Source organism: Algoriphagus sp. Y33 (assembly GCF_014838715.1).
GTDB lineage: Bacteria > Bacteroidota > Bacteroidia > Cytophagales > Cyclobacteriaceae > Algoriphagus.
In genome coordinates, this window is the sequence record NZ_CP061947.1 from 3,940,035 (window position 1) to 3,957,137 (window position 17,103).

Below are 17,103 nucleotides of genomic sequence, written 5' to 3' on the forward strand. Positions count from 1 at the left end.
AATTCCTCTTTAATTCAAAAGCTTAATAGCTATTCATGGATAACCTCCTAGCTTTTACCCTATCAGTTTTTACAGGATTTTTTGCGATCATGAATCCGATTGCAAACGTGCCTATTTTTGCCTCACTGACAGATGATCTGGACAAAGCCACCAAAAGAAGCATCAGCAAAAGAGCAACGTTTACGGCTTTTGTGATTGTGGTGGTTTTTGTGGTCTTGGGAAAATTTATTTTTGAAATCTTTGGCATAACCATTCCTGCGTTCAAAATCACCGGCGGAATATTGATTTTCTTTGTGGGCTTCGAGATGCTTCAATCCAAAAAATCAAGCGTCAAACACATCAAAGAGCCTGAAACTGACGAGAATATCGCAATTTCACCACTTGCGATCCCTATCCTTGCAGGCCCGGGGACGATAGTAACTGCGATGAATTTTGCCTCACAGGGCAATTACCTTAATATTATAATAGTTATCGCCGTGTTTGCAGTGTTGTGTTTAATGACCCACATAGCCTTTGAATTGGGGGATCAAATTGTGAAGAGATTAGGGAAAAACCTGATTGTGGTGATCGGAAAGATCATGGGATTGATCATTGCCATCATCGGCACCAACATGATTATCTCAGGGATCAAAGCAGCATTTTTTGAATAAAAGAATTTAGTGTTTTACCCAAACCCTGCTAGGTTTTTCAGGCACTTTTCATGCTTAGCATAACACTTATTCCTTCCTCAGAATATAAAACAAGTCCAGCCCTTTGGCAGGATCATCAACAATTGGGTAATCTTCATGCGTAATATCTACCACGCTTTTGCCTTGCTGCTGATGAAGCTTGTTTCTGTTCATACGATTTAGAATCTCATAAGGCATTCTCAGGATTGATGCAGGCAGTTTGTGCTGCAGATCAAAAATGTCAAAGCGCATGATTTTCTGCACGGATTTTCTGTTGGCTTCATGATAAGCCCATACTTTTTCATTTCCTCCCACTCCTTTTGCCTCCACCGTGTCAAAAATAGAAGAACACAAATCAATCAACTGCTGCGGAGTGTATTCACGCTCATGCCAGGGATTTCGAGAAAGTGTATGGTTGATATTCGGGGTGGAAATCACAGCTTTTCCGCCCGGCTTCAGCACACGATAGATTTCTTCCAAAAACAATCGGTCATTTGGAATATGTTCAATCACCTGAAAACTCACAATCGTATCAAATGAGCTGTCAGCTATCCCTTTAAATGGTGGAATCACTGCTTGCTGAAAATCAACTGTGGGGTATCTCACTTTCAGCCCGTCGATAACTTCCTGAATTTTATCCACCCCCAAATAACTTTCAGCCAAAGGCAAAAGAGTCTGCACTCCACGGCCCTCGCCACAGCCTAATTCCAGCAATTTTCCGGAAATCCAAGGCTGAGCAGCAATGTATGCTTTCAGTAAGCGTTGATGAATAGGATTGTCACTGACCAACTTGTCAGAGGCGATTTCCGTTGTATAGGTAGCCATACAAAAATTTACTATTTTGGCAAAAGTAAGGTTAATTTTGAAAACCCGAGATCAATACCCGATGAACTGTAAAACAAGCCGACTCCTGATTTTTTTGTTTCTCTTTGCAGGAACTGCAATACCCATCTTTGCTCAAAAAACACTAAGCAGTCTAAATCAGACACTTCGCTATTCAAGATACTCTAGACTTTCACTTAAAGTCATCCCTATCAAAGAATCTGAGACGAGTTTTACCCTGCAATTTCAGGCAGAAAAAATCGAAGAAAGCCCGGATTTTAATTCCTTTAGCTTTACCTATTCCATCTTAGGCAGTTACAATGAGGAAATTTTATCAGATAATACTACAATTTTGACCTCGGATGATCTGAAATATGATACGGACAGACATTGGGTATTCGAAAAAACAATTGAGATACCGGGCAACACCGAAACGTCCATCGCATTATTTTCAGCCTTGGACACCAGACAGGGTGACGAATATTACTATTCCACGGACATCAAAAGCAGCTACATCTTCGATCAAGCAAACTTCGGTGCCTATTATGCAAACAATGTGTCCTTTGATCAAAACTACCTCAACGTAGGAGAATCATTACTGTTTAAGTCAAACGGGGGGCCAAATCTTCATAGCTTCTATTACCCTGTCACATTGGAAGTGCCCTATCCTCCGATGGAGACCAAGCCAGCGGCTGTTCCCAGAGAGCTACAAGTCATAGATGAAGGCGATTTCTTGGAAAACATCCCCAAATCCTTTGACCAAATCGGGTACTATTTCATCCAGAGTGATACCGCAGCCAGCTCAGGTCTTTTGTTAAGGACAACCCACGAAGCCTTCCCGAAAGTAAGAGACTGGGACGAAATGGTAGACATGGTTACTTATATTTCTACACGAAAAGAACACGAAAATCTAAAGTCTGCTGAAGACAAAAAGAAAGCGTTGGATGCCTATTGGATCGGGCTTACCAGAAATCCTGATACAGCCAAAGAGCTTATCCGCGAGTATTTTCGGCAGATAGAATTCGCCAATATTTTATTTACAGACTTCAAAGAAGGCTGGAAAACAGACAAAGGCATGGTCTATGTGGTGATGGGACCTCCCGAGGAAGTTAATTTTTATTTAGACCGGGAAGAATGGAGTTATGGAGGAACCAACGAGAGTTCAAGAATTCGCTTTACCTTTGCACGGGTTAAAAACATACTTAGCCCACACTATTACACCTTGAACCGCTCGCGGGCTTATCAGCCGGTTTGGTTCAAAAACATATCCATATGGAGAAGCGGAAAGATGGCTTTTTGATTGAAAAAGGCGAACACGAAAAAGACTTTATTTTTGGCACAAGAGCGGTGATGGAATCTATCCACGCAGGCAAAGACATTGACAAGGTGTTGGTCCAGAAGGAAATCAACAATGATTTGATCAAGGAACTGATCAAGCTTTGCAAAGACGAAAAAATCCCTGTAGTCCGCGTTCCTGATGCAAAACTCAACAGAATCACGCGTAAAAACCATCAGGGCGTAGTAGCCCAGATGTCTTCCATAGAATATGCGTCTTTGGATCACGTGATCGAAAGCTGCTTTAACTTAGGAAAGGCTCCTCTAATATTGATTCTTGACAGGATCACTGATGTAAGAAACTTTGGAGCTATCGCCAGAACAGCGGAATGCGCAGGCGTAGATGCTATAGTAATCCCGGAAAAAGGAAGTGCCCAGATCAATTCTGACGCTATCAAAACTTCTGTGGGGGCATTGAATTTCCTTCCTGTGGTAAGGGTAAGAAACCTTTTTTACACCTGTAGAGATCTTCAAAAATCGGGCTTGGTCTTGGTAGCCATCACCGAAAAGACAGACAAAACAATGTATGATACCGACTTATCTGTTCCTGTGGCTATGGTAATGGGATCAGAGGAAGATGGGATTTCTACTGAGCTGATGGGGATTGTAGATGAAAAAGTCAAAATCCCCATGGCAGGAAGAATTGAAAGCCTCAATGTGTCTGTATCGGCCGGTGTAGCTATTTACGAAGCGATCAGGCAGAGAACACAAGGGTTGTCGTAGGGTTAGCGGATAGTGATTGGTGGTCAGTTGCAGTCGTACAAGTTAGTGTGTTGTTGTGTTTCACCAAAGAAGCTTCCGGCCGGTAGCAAGAAGTTTTAATGCACCTTACCAAAGGAGTGTGCGGTCAGTCCCGGGTATACTGCCAATGAGCGGTGGCCCGTGGTCTGCGGCCTTTTAACTATGGACTATGGATTCTCGACTACTCGCCACCATTATATAAAGTCTTCTCCTTTCTTTTTTGCGTTTGACACAAATTCACGGAATTTTTTCTCAGCGTCAAGTTTGCAGATCAACAGCACATTATCCGTCTCATTCACAAGATAGTTCTGTAGACCTTGAACTACCACCAGCTTATTTCCGCTTACTTTGATGTAGCTACTTTCAGTGTCGTAGAGGATTGCATTTGCCTCCACCACATTGTTGTTTTCATCCTTATCTCTCATATCATATAGGCTATTCCATGAGCCCAAATCTGACCATCCGAAATCCCCAAGAATCACATAAACCTGACTTGATTTTTCCATGATCCCATAATCAATCGAGATATTTTTCATTTGGGCATAGGCAGTGGCCACAAACCCGGCTTCTTCTGCTGTACCAAAAACATCTCTCCCCTCTTCGAACAACTCCGCCATGTCCGGCATATGTTCTTCAAAAGCCTGAATCAGACTCTCCGCTTTCCAGACAAACATCCCTGAATTCCACACAAAATCTCCGCTTTCCAAAAATGTTCTTGCCAGTTTTGGATTTGGTTTTTCAATAAATGTTTTGACCCTGAATGCATGAGTCTCGGCCGTTTCTATATACTGTATGTAGCCATAGCCCGTCTCGGGCCTATTCGGCTTGATCCCAAGCGTGATTAATTTTCCGTCATCGGCAGCCTCAATAGCTTTCGTAAGTGTCTTGGTAAATTTCTTTTCCTGCAAAATCAGGTGATCTGCCGGAGTTACGATAATCACAGCGTTTGGATCTTTGGAATGAATGCTATAGGTAGCATATGCAATACAGGGAGCAGTATTTTTCCGCATCGGCTCGGTAAGAATCTGATGATCCTTCAGCTCAGGCAGCTGCTCTTTGACAAGGGCGAGGTATTTCCGATAAGTAATGACTACAAACTGCTCCGGCTCGGCAATTTCGGTGAACCGATCAAACGTCATTTGCAAGAGTGAGCGTCCTGTACCTAGTATATCCAGAAATTGCTTGGGGCGTTTTCTACGACTATATGGCCAAAATCGAGAGCCGATACCACCGGCCATTATTAGAATATAGGGTTTATTGTGCATGCCAAAAATTAAACGATTCCTTCTTTCATCAATTCATGAATATGGACAAAACCGGCGATTTTATCCCCATTCATTGCCACTAGTTGAGTGATATTATGATTTTTCATCATATTTAATGCGCGAATGGCGTATTCTTGGGTTGAAATTGACTTCGGATTTATGCTCATAATATCTGAAGCCTTAAGATATTGAATATCAAGTGATTTTTGAAGCATTCTCCGCAAATCTCCATCCGTAATAATCCCTTTCAGCTTCCCTTTCGCATCTACCACGGAAGTAGCACCTAGTCTTTTTCCTGATATTTCAAGTATCACCTCAGCCAATCCTGCGTTTTCGTCCACAAGAGGTATTTCTCCCCCACCCAGCACATCTCCGACTCTCAGATACAACTGCTTGCCCAATGACCCGCCCGGATGGTACTTGGCAAAATCCTCAGAAGTGAATCCTCTTGCTTCAAGAAGGCAAACTGCTAAGGCATCTCCAAGTGCCAAATGTGCTGTAGTGCTTGTAGTGGGTGCCAGATTGTTGGGACATGCCTCCTCACTGATAGTGGCATTCAATACATAATCCGAATTCTCAGCCAAGAAGCTTTTGGTATTACTCACCAAAGCCACAAGTTTGGATCCCAATCTTTTGAGCAGCGGAACCAAAACCTTAATCTCCGGCGTATTGCCACTCTTGGAAATGCAAATGACTATATCATCTTCCAATATCATCCCCAAATCACCGTGGATTGCATCCGCTGCGTGCATAAACAATGCTGGAGTCCCCGTTGAATTTAAGGTAGCGACAATCTTATTGGCAATGATTGCACTCTTGCCCACACCGGTAATTACCACCCTGCCTTTGGAAACCAAAATGTGCTCTACACAGGCTTCAAAATCGCCATCCAAAAAATCCACAAGATTTAACACGGCCTGAGCCTCGTTTTGCAATACCCTTGTGGCTGTATTTCTAATATTTTTAGCTAAATTCAATTTTACCTGGGTTTATAACTAATTTTGAACCTGGGTATAAATGTAATAAATCATTCCTGTTTACAGGCTTTAGTTACCCTCTTAGCCCCTTAACAAGTGGAAGAAAAAGTAAAAGCAGAGCTCAAAAAAATCTTTGGATTCAGTCAATTCCGGGGAAACCAGGAGTTGATCGTTGACAATTTGCTTAGTAAGCGAAATACATTCGTCATAATGCCTACGGGTGCCGGCAAATCTTTATGCTATCAATTGCCTGCCGTAATCAAGGATGGCACTGCGATAGTAATCTCTCCTTTAATAGCTTTGATGAAAAATCAGGTGGATCAGTTGCAGGCACTTGGGATCAATGCCCACTTTCTGAACTCAACCTTGAATAAATCGGAGGCTACAAGAGTGAAGAGTGAAGTGCTCAACAAGAAAACGAAACTTCTATATGTAGCACCTGAATCTTTGACCAAGGAAGAGAATGTCGAGTTCCTGAAATCCGCAGAACTTAGCTTTGTGGCAATTGATGAAGCGCACTGCATCTCCGAATGGGGACATGATTTCCGGCCGGAATACAGAAGGATTAAATCGATAATTGCCCAGATCGCTCCCAATCTACCGATAATAGCACTGACCGCCACCGCTACTCCAAAAGTACAGCAGGACATTCAGCGCAATCTCCAGATGGAAGAGGCAGACCTGTTCAAATCCTCCTTCAACAGAACCAATCTTTTCTATGAGATCCGCCCGAAAGTAAAGAACGATTCGAAGAAAGATCTGATCAAGTTCATCAAAGGGCACAAGGGAAAATCCGGAATCATCTATTGCCTGAGCCGCAAAAAAGTAGAAGAAATAGCACAACTACTGAAGGTTAACCAAGTCAATGCCGCCCCATATCATGCGGGGCTGGATTCCTCTGTTAGAATCAAGACGCAGGATGATTTTCTTAATGAAGAACTGGATGTGATTGTGGCTACTATTGCATTTGGAATGGGAATAGATAAACCGGATGTCCGTTATGTAATCCATTATGATGTACCAAAATCTCTGGAAGGATACTATCAGGAAACCGGACGTGCCGGCCGCGATGGATTAGAGGGGCATTGTCTCATGTTTTACAGATATGAAGACATCATAAAGTTGGATAAGTTCAATAAGGACAAACCGGTCACTGAACGGGAAAATGCCAAAATTCTCTTGCAGGAAATGGCAGCCTACTCCGAGACAGGTGTGTGCAGAAGGAAATTTATTCTGAATTACTTCGGCGAGACGATGAATGACGATTGTGGCTTTTGCGACAACTGTAAGCGGGTTCGCGAGACCTTCAAGGGAATGGACATGGTACTTACTGTTCTGGAAGCGGCCCAACAAACCAATCAACGCTTCGGACTAGACCATCTGGTGAAAGTCATCGTAGGAGAATCAACAGATTACGTACTGAGCTATTCCCATGATAAATTACCGGTTTTTGGGAAAGGTAAAATGACCTCGGAAAAGACATGGATAGGTGTGATCCGCCAGGTAATGATTCTGAACATGCTCGATAAGGACATCGAAAACTACGGTGTGCTCAAGATCACGCCTAAGGGTAAAGATTTTCTGAGCTCCCCGTTTGAACTTGAGCTCCATCATGACCACGATTTCGCCGCAGAAGTACAAACAGGACAGACTGAGATAGATATTAGCACCGGTATCGCTTATGATGAAAAACTATTTGAGCTGCTAAAAGCCGAACGGAAAAAGGTAGCCCGCTCAAAAGGACTTCCTCCTTATGTTATCTTCCAAGATCCTTCATTGGAAGAAATGGCAACAGTATATCCAACCTCCCGGGAAGAGCTTGCGCAAATCATTGGCGTGGGTATGGGAAAAGTCATTAAATTCGGGGCTTCATTCCTGAAATTAATTGCAAACTACGTAGAGGAGAATGAGATCGAGACCGCCTCAGACGTAGTAGTGAAATCGTCAGGGACTAGGTCTAAAGTAAAAATTTCTATAATCCAGCAAATCGACCGCAAGGTAGGCTTGGATGAGGTAGCAGAAAACCTCAACATGAGTATGAGTGAACTGCTTCATGAAATCGAGCAGATCATTTATAGCGGAACAAAACTAAATATAGATTACTACATAGAAAACATCATGGATGAAGAAAGGGAGGATATGCTCCACGACTATTTCATGAATGCTACTAGTGATCAAATCAAAGCAGCACTCGAAGAATTGGAGGATGAAGATTTTGCAGAAGATGAATTGCGGGTCTATCGAATCAAATTCATCTCAGAGCATGCTAATTAACTTGAACTGAGTCAATGAATATACTCTTATTAGGAAGCGGAGGCAGAGAACATGCTTTCGCCTGGAAAATTGTACAAAGTAAAGATTGTACCCATCTATACGTAGCACCCGGCAATGCCGGCACAGAAAACATCGCTACCAATGTCAGGATCAATATCACTGATTTTGAGGCAATCCATGACTTTATCATCTCTAAAAGCATCGACCTGCTAGTCATAGGACCGGAAGAGCCCTTGGTTAAAGGAATCGTAGATTTCCTTCAAGCCCAACCCGAAACAGCTAATCTTCCTGTTGTAGGCCCATCTCAGCTTGGTGCGACCTTGGAAGGAAGCAAGGACTTTTCTAAGCGTTTTATGCAGCGGAACAACGTTCCTACCGCAGCTTACGAGACTTTCACTGCAGATCAGTTGGATGCAGGATTAGCTTATTTGGATACCCAAAACCTCCCAATAGTATTAAAAGCAGATGGACTTGCTGCGGGTAAAGGAGTGCTTATTTGCCTGACTTTGGAAGAAGCAAAAACTTCTTTGAAGGAAATGCTTTTGGATCAGAAATTCGGAGAAGCGTCCTCCAAAGTCGTAATCGAAGAATTCCTGACAGGAATCGAACTTTCTGTTTTCGTAGCCACAGATGGAAAGAACTATAAGATTTTACCGGAGGCGAAAGACTATAAACGCATAGGAGAAGGCGACACAGGACTGAATACAGGAGGAATGGGGGCTGTGAGCCCCGTTATTTTCGCTGATGAGGCCTTTATGGCTAACGTGGAAGAAAAGGTGGTGAGGCCAACCGTAGAGGGCCTAGCCAAGGAAGGCATTCCTTATAAGGGGTTTTTGTTCATTGGACTGATGAATAAGGACGGCGAACCTCAAGTAATTGAATACAATGTGCGAATGGGTGATCCGGAAACAGAAGCCGTTCTTCCTAGAATTGAAAGTGATTTCTTGGCGTTGCTTTATGGCATAGGAACAGGAACACTGGATTCTTATGAATTAAAAATCTCTCCCGGCTATGCTACTACAGTAGTGATGGTCAGCGGGGGATATCCGGGATCTTATGAAAAAGGAAAAATCATTTCCTTACCCGATTCCTCAATCGGTGCTGAAATTTTCCATGCAGGAACAGGCCGAAATGAAAATGGAGAACTAGTCAATCAAGGAGGTCGGGTGATCGCCGTGACCGGCACAGGGGAATCATTGCAAGAAGCATTGAGCAATGCCTTTACCACCGTGAAAGGGATCCAATGGGATCAAGCGTACTACCGCAAGGATATCGGGATGGATATCCTCAACTTAATGTAAATAAACCCAAAACTATCCGGGGCTCTCGCCCTGTCTATATATTATGTCTGGATGTAGCACATGCTCGACCTCCACAGGAGGTACCGGAGGCTGCCAAAGTAACGGCACTTGCGGCACGAGTGATTGTAATAAAATGAATGTCTTCGACTGGCTATCTCACATGGGAATTCCCGAGGTAGACAACTTTGACATTGTGGAAGTAAAATTCAAAGGAGGAAGAAAAGATTACTATAGAAATGTGGATTTTCTTTCCCTAAACACCGGTGATCCCGTAGTGGTGGATGTTCCCAGTGGACATCACATCGGCTATGTATCACTGCAAGGTGAACTCGTTCGTCTTCAAATGCAGAAAAGAAAAATCAGAGACGATGATGAAATCCTGAGAATATACCGTATCGCCAATCAAAAGGATATGGAAAAATGGGGAGAGGCTCAAAACAGAGAAATCCCTACCCTATATAGATGCCGGCAGATTGTAGATGAACTTGGACTTAAAATGAAAATGTCTGACATAGAATATCAGGCAGATAATTCCAAAGCTACTTTTTATTACTCTGCAGATGACCGCGTTGATTTCCGGGAATTGATCAAGGTGCTCGCAGGAGAATTCAGAATCCGAGTAGAAATGCGCCAAATCAGCCTCCGCCAAGAAGCGGGAAGACTTGGAGGAATAGGAGTTTGTGGAAGAGAGTTATGTTGTTCTACATGGCTGGTAGACTTCAAAAATGTAAGTACTTCCGCAGCCAGATACCAGAACCTTTCCCTAAATCCGGGAAAACTGAGCGGACAATGCGGTAGGCTGAAATGCTGCCTTAATTATGAATTGGACACTTACATGGATGCAATCAAAGACATCCCGTCCGTTGACCGTCCGCTTCAGACAGAATCCGGTCCTGCCAAACTGCAAAAAACTGATATCTTCCGAAAGCTGATGTGGTTCAGCTATAACAACGACAACGACTGGCACAGTATCACTTGCGATCGGGTGAAAGAGATTCAGGCTATCAATGAAAAAGGCCAAAAGGTCTTCACTCTGCAGTATAATGAAGCTTCAGAAATTGAAGATCTGGCCGCCAAGTCAACGAGAGAATTGGAACTTTTGGATAAGAAATTTGCCAATACCAGCCCTAAACGTAAGAAAAAACCTCGTCCGCAAAACAAAAACGCAGGAGGAAACAGAAACCAGCAAGACACCAATAAACCAGCTAAAAAACAAAATAAACCTGAGGCTCAGCAAAATACTCCTCAAAATCAAAGGCCAGCGGGAGAACAACCGAAAAAGCGCAGAAACAACAAAAACAGAAACAAACCAAGAAATCCAGAAGCAAATGCCGGGCAGGCTTCTTCTCCGCAGAATCAATCCCCAAAAGTTCAAAATGGCTCTCCTAAAAGACAAAACGTTCAAAAACCAAAAGGCAATGGCACTAATAACGGAAATATAAATACAGGAGACACTCAACCGAAACCTCAGGGAAAAAAGAAATTTCCGCCACGGAAAAACGAAGGCCCAAATCCAAATAAATCCGGAAATGATTAAGGTAAAGCACTGCCTATTTGTATTACTGCCGCTCCTATTCGGGGCATGTACAAATGGGCGGATTTATGAAGAATTTCACAGTCTGCCAAATCACAATTGGAGTATAAACGACAGTCTTGTTTTCGACCTTAGTGATGTGAAACTGATCAATTCTCCTGATCTGGTAGCAATAAAGTTTAATGAGGAATACTCCTTCTCCAACTGTTACCTAAAAATCATTAGTAAAGACTCATCAGGCGTAATTTTAGACAACCGATTGATAAACATTACATTATTTGACCCTAAATCAGGAGAACCTCTTGGAGGTGGATTTGGAAGCTCATACACTCGCTATGATACACTTCCTTTCCTATTTGACACTAAGACTAAAAGCGTTATGCTTCTACAGTATATGCGCCAAGATCAATTACCCGGTGTCGAAGCTGTGGGCATTAAGATTTTGGAGTAAATCACTGATTGAAGCAAAAATTTCCCGCTGATTTACGCTGAAAATCCACGCTGATTACCGCCGATTTTGATTTCAATCATCCAATCCGGATTACACTTCTTTAAAAGATCTGCGAAAATCTGCGGACAACAGCTCATTTCAAAACTTTTTCAAAACACACACTATTCTCAATTCCAATGTATTGTGCATAATTCGGGATAGTAGCGTAGCCTTTCTTTTTATATAACGCGACTGCCTCCACTTGCCTCTTGCCAGTTTCGAGTATACATTTTTCATAACCTAGTTCAGCGGCCCAATCCTCAAGTTCCGACAACACTCCTGAAGCCAATCCATTGCCCCTGAACTCAGGCTTGGTAAACATGCGTTTTACTTCCATGGTATCAGAATCAAATTCCTTGATTGCCCCACAGGTCACGGGAATATCATTTTCATAGCCAACGACCACATTTTTCAGCATATCAATGGTATTAAATTGATTGTAATACTCGTGGGCTTGCCCGTCTTTTTCTGCTAAATAGGCATCCAGAAGCTTTACCAAGGCCATAAAATCGGGATTGGAAGAATCAGTGCGAGTGAGTGTAATCATGGAATTAAGATAAATAAATATGATTATCCGCAATGATGGCAGTAGCCACAATTTCTTTGCTCATCCAGTTAGATGACCGAAGGCGGGTGACCGAAGTAGCCTCAATGCTAGTGATGACCAAATCCTTTTTTGCTTTAATCTCTTTAGCGGCAAAAAAGCGGATATATATATATTAATAAAAATGGTCTTCCTGGGACAAAGACCATTTTTGTATTGATGTTTATGGTTCTTTTTATCCCATTCTTGATACTCTTGTGTCTATTACAATCCATACTTCTCCCCCATTGAGCGGATCAACCCATATCCCTTCTCTGCCATATCCCAAGGTTCGGAAAAATTTCTCCACACACCTATGGAATTTGCAAATGCGGGATCATTTCTGGTAAAGCCTTCAATGGTCAACCAGCCTTTATATTGAACGTCAGCCAGTGCTTTGAATGTCTCGTCAAAATTCACATGACCGGACCCCGGAGTCCCACGGTCATTCTCGGAGATATGGAAATGTCCCAATTGCGGTGCAATAAATTTAATCGCCTCACCCAGACTCTTCTCCTCGATATTCGCATGGTGCGTATCAAACATTGCCCGGACATTCGGGTGATCTGCTTTCTCCAGTAAGTAAGAAAGTTGTTCCATGGTATTGCAAAGGTAGCACTCGAATCTGTTCAGTGCCTCGGGAGTCAACAGAACTCCTGCTTGCAAGGCGTAATCACCCATCGTATGCAGGTATTCAGCTGACCAATTGTACTCTTCTTCCATAGGTTCACGAGATGCAAAAACCGTAAATCCCGAATGGAATGGCCCGCAAAGGACTTGGGCATTCAAATCCGCCGCCCGGTCGATCACCCATTTAAGTTGCTTCCTAGCCGCCGCCCGAATTTTTGCATCGGGAGAAATTGGGTTTTGCTCAGCCCCCATCACCGTCACCGCAGTGACTTCAAGGCCTATGTCTGCACAGTGCCTGCCTACCAACTTGAACGATTCCTCAGGTGACCCGCCAATAAAAAACTCCGCTCCGTCGTATCCGATCTTTTTCAAGCGATCGAGAACAGGCAACAACTCTTCCGACATCTCCGCTGACCATGCCAGCACGTTAAATCCTATTTTGTTCATTTTTTTCGTTCACAGACCACAGACGGACAGTCCAATCAAAGTTTGGCAGACTCTCATCTATGGAATTTTTTATTTAAAATCACTCACTTTCATTCCTTTTCGAAAGCTATCAAACCCAAACATTGTAGGCTTATATTCGCCTACAATATCCACATTCATGTCAGCTGTCACCGACTCCGGCATATCAAGCAGCCAAAAAGAAGCATTCACGACCAGGCGGCGCATATCCTCCACCTGGAAGTCAATCGATGACCCCAAGGTACTTCCCAACACTTTGCCTGTTTTACCACCATCCAGCGAATAGTCCTTCGTCCAGGCAATAGGCATAATCGATTTATCCCACATCAGTGGAGCCTCAGGAGTCATTCCGGCGGTAGATTGTCCATATATTAAAACATTTGCTTCAGCAGGCAAATTTTTGATGGAATACACGTCCGTAGGTGCCCAGATATCATCCACACCCCGCAAAATCGGATGATCGGCATCACGGTTTACGCCGTCTATCAAAGCGCGCGTTCCTTCGGATTTGTGGATACCGTGATGCGCTACCCATGTTTCTCCTATGATCTGCTGACCAAATCCACCTTCCCAACCTGGAACTTCACTGTTCCAAGTCCATTTGGCAAAGGGAGAATTTTTGTCTTTGATTGAGAAAGGATGGGTCGATGTACGAAGAGCAATGAAAGGTTTACCTGATTTAAAATAATTGTCCAAATATTTCATCTGTTCTAAAGGCAAATCCCGAAAACGGATCAGCATGATGACCAAGTCAGCATTTTCCAAAAACTCCAATCCAGGAATATTGGTTTGATGGCTTGGAACAATATCGCCTGTTTCCGGCTCGATGGGGAACAATACTGTGGTATTAAATCCATAATGAGTTGAAAGGAGTTTTGCCATCATCGGCATAGATTCTTCAGATCTATACTCATCATCCCCGGAGATGAGCACTACATGCTTGCCTTTACCGGAACCCTCTTCACCTACAAACTGTAGGAAGGTTTTGCCATTTTGGGCTGAAACGTAAGGGATTAAACCTAGCACAATCAAAATCAATAAAAATACAGTTTTCTTAAGGAAGTATTTGTTCATGGTTGTTAGAGAATGAAGGCGGAAAATAGTAAAACTTTTAAGGGTTTTCGTCCTGTGGTCAAATTTCTCTTTCGGTATCGATTCCGTTAATTCTTTAACCGTTTAGCAGAAAAATAAAAAGACTAGCCATAAAAAATCCCTACTTTATCACTCAAAATTAAATTGTACTCCCCAAATAATCTTTATACTATGCAAAAGGACAGAAGAAACTTTCTCAAAACAGGCTCACTTGCCGCTTTCGGGCTAAGTGGGATTTCTATTATTCCCTCATCAGTTTTAGGCAAATCCATGGGACACGTTGCTCCAAGTGATAAAGTAAACCTTGCATGCTGTGGCATTGGAAACAGAGGAGCTCAGATCATCAATGCACTTTATGATACCGGTCTTTGCAATATCGTGGCACTTTGTGATGTGGACATGGGAGCTCCGCATACTACTGAGATCATGAACAAATTCCCGAATGCCAAGCGATTCCAGGACTTTAGAAAAATGTTTGATGAGTTTGGAAATGGGTTCGAAGCAATTACCGTAGGAACGCCCGATTTCTCGCATTTTCCCATCACCATGCTGGCGATGTCAGAAGGCAAGCATGTTTATACAGAAAAACCTATGGCCCGTACTTTCAATGAAGTCTCACTCATGATGGACTGCGCCAAAAGACATAATGTAGTCACCCAAATGGGAAATCAGGGACACTCTGAAGCCAACTATTTCCAATTCAAAGCATGGAAAGAGGCTGGTATCATCAAAGATGTAACCGCAGTAACGGCACATATGAATAGCCCCAGAAGATGGCATGGTTGGGATGTAAATATGCAAAGCTTTCCTAAAGCAGAAGCTATCCCTTCCACATTGGACTGGAACGCTTGGCTGACTACGAGAAGTAAGCACGACTATAACAAGGATTTTATCAATGGACAATGGAGATGCTGGTATGATTTCGGAATGGGAGCTTTAGGCGACTGGGGAGCGCACACAATGGATACTGCACATAGATTTTTAGATTTGGGATTGCCATACGAGGTAGATCCTGTGATGTTGAAAGGGCACAATCCTTTCTTTTTCCCAATGTCCTCTACGCTTGCTTTCAAATTCCCTGAACGTGGAGATATGCCCGCTTTGACATTGACATGGTACGACGGAGTGGACAATATCCCTCCTGTGCCTGAAGACTACGGCGTATCAGAATTGGATGCAGATATACCTGCTGCCAGCACGGGTCAGATACAGCCTGCAAAACTAAATCCCGGTAAAATCATTTACGGCAAAGATCTAACTTTTAAAGGTGGGTCTCATGGCAGCACACTTTCGATAATAGGGGAGGAAAAAGCCAAAGCCATGGAAAGCAGACTTCCTGAAGTACCGGAAAGCCCTTCGAATCACTTTGCAAATTTCTTAAAAGGGTGTAAAGGTGAAGAAGAAACCCGTTCACGATTTGAAATAGCCGGACCTCTAAGCCAAGTTTTCTGTCTCGGCGTCCTAGCTCAACAGTTGAATACAACGTTGAAATTCGATAGGGAAACTCAGCAAATCACGAATAACCCGCTGGCAAACCAATTGCTAGGTGGCGAAGTTCCGAGAAAAGGATGGGAAGAGTTTTATACACTGTAAGAAAACGCCAAGTTTGAAGTTAAGAGCTGAAATGGGAGACCGTTTCAGCTTTTTTGTGGTTATCATTTATGGTGGGGGCGGAGTGGTAATTTCTCCCGCAAAGTCACTAAGGCGCAGCTTTTCAAAAGCACAGAAAGTTACAAAAAGGAATTCTAAAGTCTCTCTGACATCTAAATCAGCAAAGCCCTGATGTTCGGAAAAATATCAAGGGGTAATAAAGTCCCAATTGCGCCGCTGCGCCTTTGCGGGATTTATATTAAAATTTAGGACAAGGAAGCAAGGTATCTCTTCTTCTTGGCTGCCCCTGCTGGTTGTTTGGTAAAGTCCAAGACAAACTCAATTCATGGGCTCCTCCTGATTGAATCCCCAGCTGTGAAACAGTGTAGTCAAAGCTATAGCCTACATTGAGCCCACTAAGTAAGTTGAGCCCCACCATCATAACAATAGCATCACGGTTACTCTGTTCCTCCACCTTTTTGTAAGGAAGTCCACGATACCAAAGTCCAAAAACAATTGGTTCCACATAAAAATAAGCTCCTACGTCCAGCTGCTCAAAAGGACCTTGCTTTTTATAGTTTACGGTGGGTGTGAGGTAACGCTGTCTACGCTGGTGGGTAAAATCCTGTCTCATAGCCCCCTCACCCAAGGAAATTCTGTATCCTGCATGTGCTGAAAACTTCACCGGCAACGGGCTGTCTCCATCAATAAAAGACTGATTGGGCTGATTCACATGATGTGCAGATCCTCCTATCCAAAAATCCTTTGTGAAAAACAATCCTCCAAAGGAAAGCGAAAGCATGTTTACAGGATCTCCCAAACCCGGGATATCTGAGCCTGGGAAAATGGGACCAAAGGGATCATCCGGATTGATTTGATTTGCAAAAATCAAATTTTCATAAAAACCAATTTCTCTACGAATATAACTTGCCTGAAATCCGGGACGGAAATATGCATTTTCTCCCAATTTCAACTCGTAAGAATAAATGGCTGAAATAGTGGTAGAGCGAAGCTTGGATGCTCCTTCGGTATCTTGCATAACCATTATCCCAATCCCAGAGTTGTAATCATTCAGGTACGTATCATAGTATGCAGAAAATGTCGTGAATTGTGCATCTATGCTCGGCCATTGATTTCTATAATTGAAACCAACTCTCCCTGTCAACTCAGATCCTGCAAAAGCCGGGTTTAAGTAAAGGGGTGCAGCATAATATTGGCTATATTGCGGATCCTGCGCATAGGCACCGGATCCAAAAAATAGTCCAACCACGCAAAGAAAAACAACGTAAACCAGAGACCGTAGCAAGTATTTGTTCGTTAATTTTGAATATTCAGT

At 43.0% G+C, this 17,103-nt stretch carries 15 protein-coding genes; 8 read left to right on the forward strand and 7 right to left on the reverse strand.

Annotated features, from left to right (window positions below; translation table 11 throughout):
• Window positions 1–35 precede the first annotated feature (35 nt).
• The gene (locus ID165_RS15815) at window positions 36–650 is read left to right on the forward strand and encodes a MarC family protein (RefSeq protein WP_192345845.1); all 615 of its coding nucleotides are present in this window, start codon (window positions 36–38) and stop codon (window positions 648–650) included.
• Between the two features lie 66 nt (window positions 651–716).
• On the opposite strand, the gene ID165_RS15820 is transcribed toward ID165_RS15815, so the two are convergent.
• Complete coding sequence (locus ID165_RS15820; RefSeq protein WP_192345847.1) at window positions 717–1,493, reverse strand: bifunctional 2-polyprenyl-6-hydroxyphenol methylase/3-demethylubiquinol 3-O-methyltransferase UbiG; 777 nt, start codon at window positions 1,491–1,493, stop codon at window positions 717–719.
• A 61-nt stretch (window positions 1,494–1,554) separates the two neighbouring features.
• On the opposite strand from ID165_RS15820, the gene ID165_RS15825 reads away from it, so the two are divergent.
• Window positions 1,555–2,790 (forward strand): GWxTD domain-containing protein, encoded by a 1,236-nt coding sequence (locus tag ID165_RS15825; protein ID WP_192345850.1) that lies wholly within the window; start codon window positions 1,555–1,557, stop codon window positions 2,788–2,790.
• Window positions 2,763–3,548, forward strand: coding sequence for a 23S rRNA (guanosine(2251)-2'-O)-methyltransferase RlmB (rlmB, locus tag ID165_RS15830; protein ID WP_192345853.1), 786 nt, complete (start codon window positions 2,763–2,765; stop codon window positions 3,546–3,548). The genes ID165_RS15825 and rlmB overlap by 28 nt, the downstream gene beginning before the upstream one ends.
• Window positions 3,549–3,760: 212 nt before the next feature.
• On the opposite strand, the gene ID165_RS15835 is transcribed toward rlmB, so the two are convergent.
• Both ID165_RS15835 and ID165_RS15840 read right to left on the reverse strand, forming a co-directional pair.
• Window positions 3,761–4,831, reverse strand: coding sequence for a mannose-1-phosphate guanylyltransferase (locus ID165_RS15835; RefSeq protein ID WP_192345854.1), 1,071 nt, complete (start codon window positions 4,829–4,831; stop codon window positions 3,761–3,763).
• Between the two features lie 8 nt (window positions 4,832–4,839).
• The gene (locus ID165_RS15840; RefSeq protein ID WP_192345856.1) at window positions 4,840–5,808 is read right to left on the reverse strand and encodes an SIS domain-containing protein; all 969 of its coding nucleotides are present in this window, start codon (window positions 5,806–5,808) and stop codon (window positions 4,840–4,842) included.
• 96 nt (window positions 5,809–5,904) lie between these two features.
• Between ID165_RS15840 and recQ the strand changes: the two genes are divergently transcribed.
• The 4 genes from recQ to ID165_RS15860 all read left to right on the forward strand — a co-directional run bounded on the left by recQ (window position 5,905) and on the right by ID165_RS15860 (window position 11,368).
• The gene (gene recQ / locus ID165_RS15845) at window positions 5,905–8,082 is read left to right on the forward strand and encodes a DNA helicase RecQ (protein ID WP_192345858.1); all 2,178 of its coding nucleotides are present in this window, start codon (window positions 5,905–5,907) and stop codon (window positions 8,080–8,082) included.
• Between the two features lie 14 nt (window positions 8,083–8,096).
• Entirely contained in the window at window positions 8,097–9,383 is a 1,287-nt protein-coding gene (purD, locus tag ID165_RS15850; protein WP_192345861.1) for a phosphoribosylamine--glycine ligase, read from the forward strand.
• A gap of 133 nt (window positions 9,384–9,516) precedes the next feature.
• Window positions 9,517–10,920, forward strand: a complete 1,404-nt coding sequence (locus tag ID165_RS15855) for a regulatory iron-sulfur-containing complex subunit RicT (RefSeq protein ID WP_192345862.1) — start codon at window positions 9,517–9,519, stop codon at window positions 10,918–10,920.
• Entirely contained in the window at window positions 10,913–11,368 is a 456-nt protein-coding gene (locus ID165_RS15860; protein WP_192345864.1) for a gliding motility lipoprotein GldH, read from the forward strand. The genes ID165_RS15855 and ID165_RS15860 overlap by 8 nt, the downstream gene beginning before the upstream one ends.
• Before the next feature lie 133 nt (window positions 11,369–11,501).
• Here ID165_RS15860 and ID165_RS15865 read toward each other — a convergent pair whose 3' ends face one another.
• From ID165_RS15865 to ID165_RS15875, 3 genes are all read right to left on the reverse strand, one after another.
• Complete coding sequence (locus tag ID165_RS15865; RefSeq protein WP_192345872.1) at window positions 11,502–11,954, reverse strand: GNAT family N-acetyltransferase; 453 nt, start codon at window positions 11,952–11,954, stop codon at window positions 11,502–11,504.
• A 261-nt stretch (window positions 11,955–12,215) separates the two neighbouring features.
• Window positions 12,216–13,067: a sugar phosphate isomerase/epimerase gene (locus ID165_RS15870; RefSeq protein WP_192345874.1), complete on the reverse strand. Its 852-nt coding sequence runs from the start codon at window positions 13,065–13,067 to the stop codon at window positions 12,216–12,218.
• Between the two features lie 69 nt (window positions 13,068–13,136).
• The gene (locus tag ID165_RS15875) at window positions 13,137–14,159 is read right to left on the reverse strand and encodes a ThuA domain-containing protein (protein ID WP_192345877.1); all 1,023 of its coding nucleotides are present in this window, start codon (window positions 14,157–14,159) and stop codon (window positions 13,137–13,139) included.
• A gap of 189 nt (window positions 14,160–14,348) precedes the next feature.
• On the opposite strand from ID165_RS15875, the gene ID165_RS15880 reads away from it, so the two are divergent.
• Window positions 14,349–15,770: a Gfo/Idh/MocA family oxidoreductase gene (locus ID165_RS15880; protein ID WP_192345879.1), complete on the forward strand. Its 1,422-nt coding sequence runs from the start codon at window positions 14,349–14,351 to the stop codon at window positions 15,768–15,770.
• Between the two features lie 256 nt (window positions 15,771–16,026).
• Here the strand turns inward: ID165_RS15880 and ID165_RS15885 are convergent, their stop codons facing one another.
• Entirely contained in the window at window positions 16,027–17,073 is a 1,047-nt protein-coding gene (locus tag ID165_RS15885; RefSeq protein ID WP_192345881.1) for a type IX secretion system membrane protein PorP/SprF, read from the reverse strand.
• Between the last annotated feature and the right edge of the window lie 30 nt (window positions 17,074–17,103).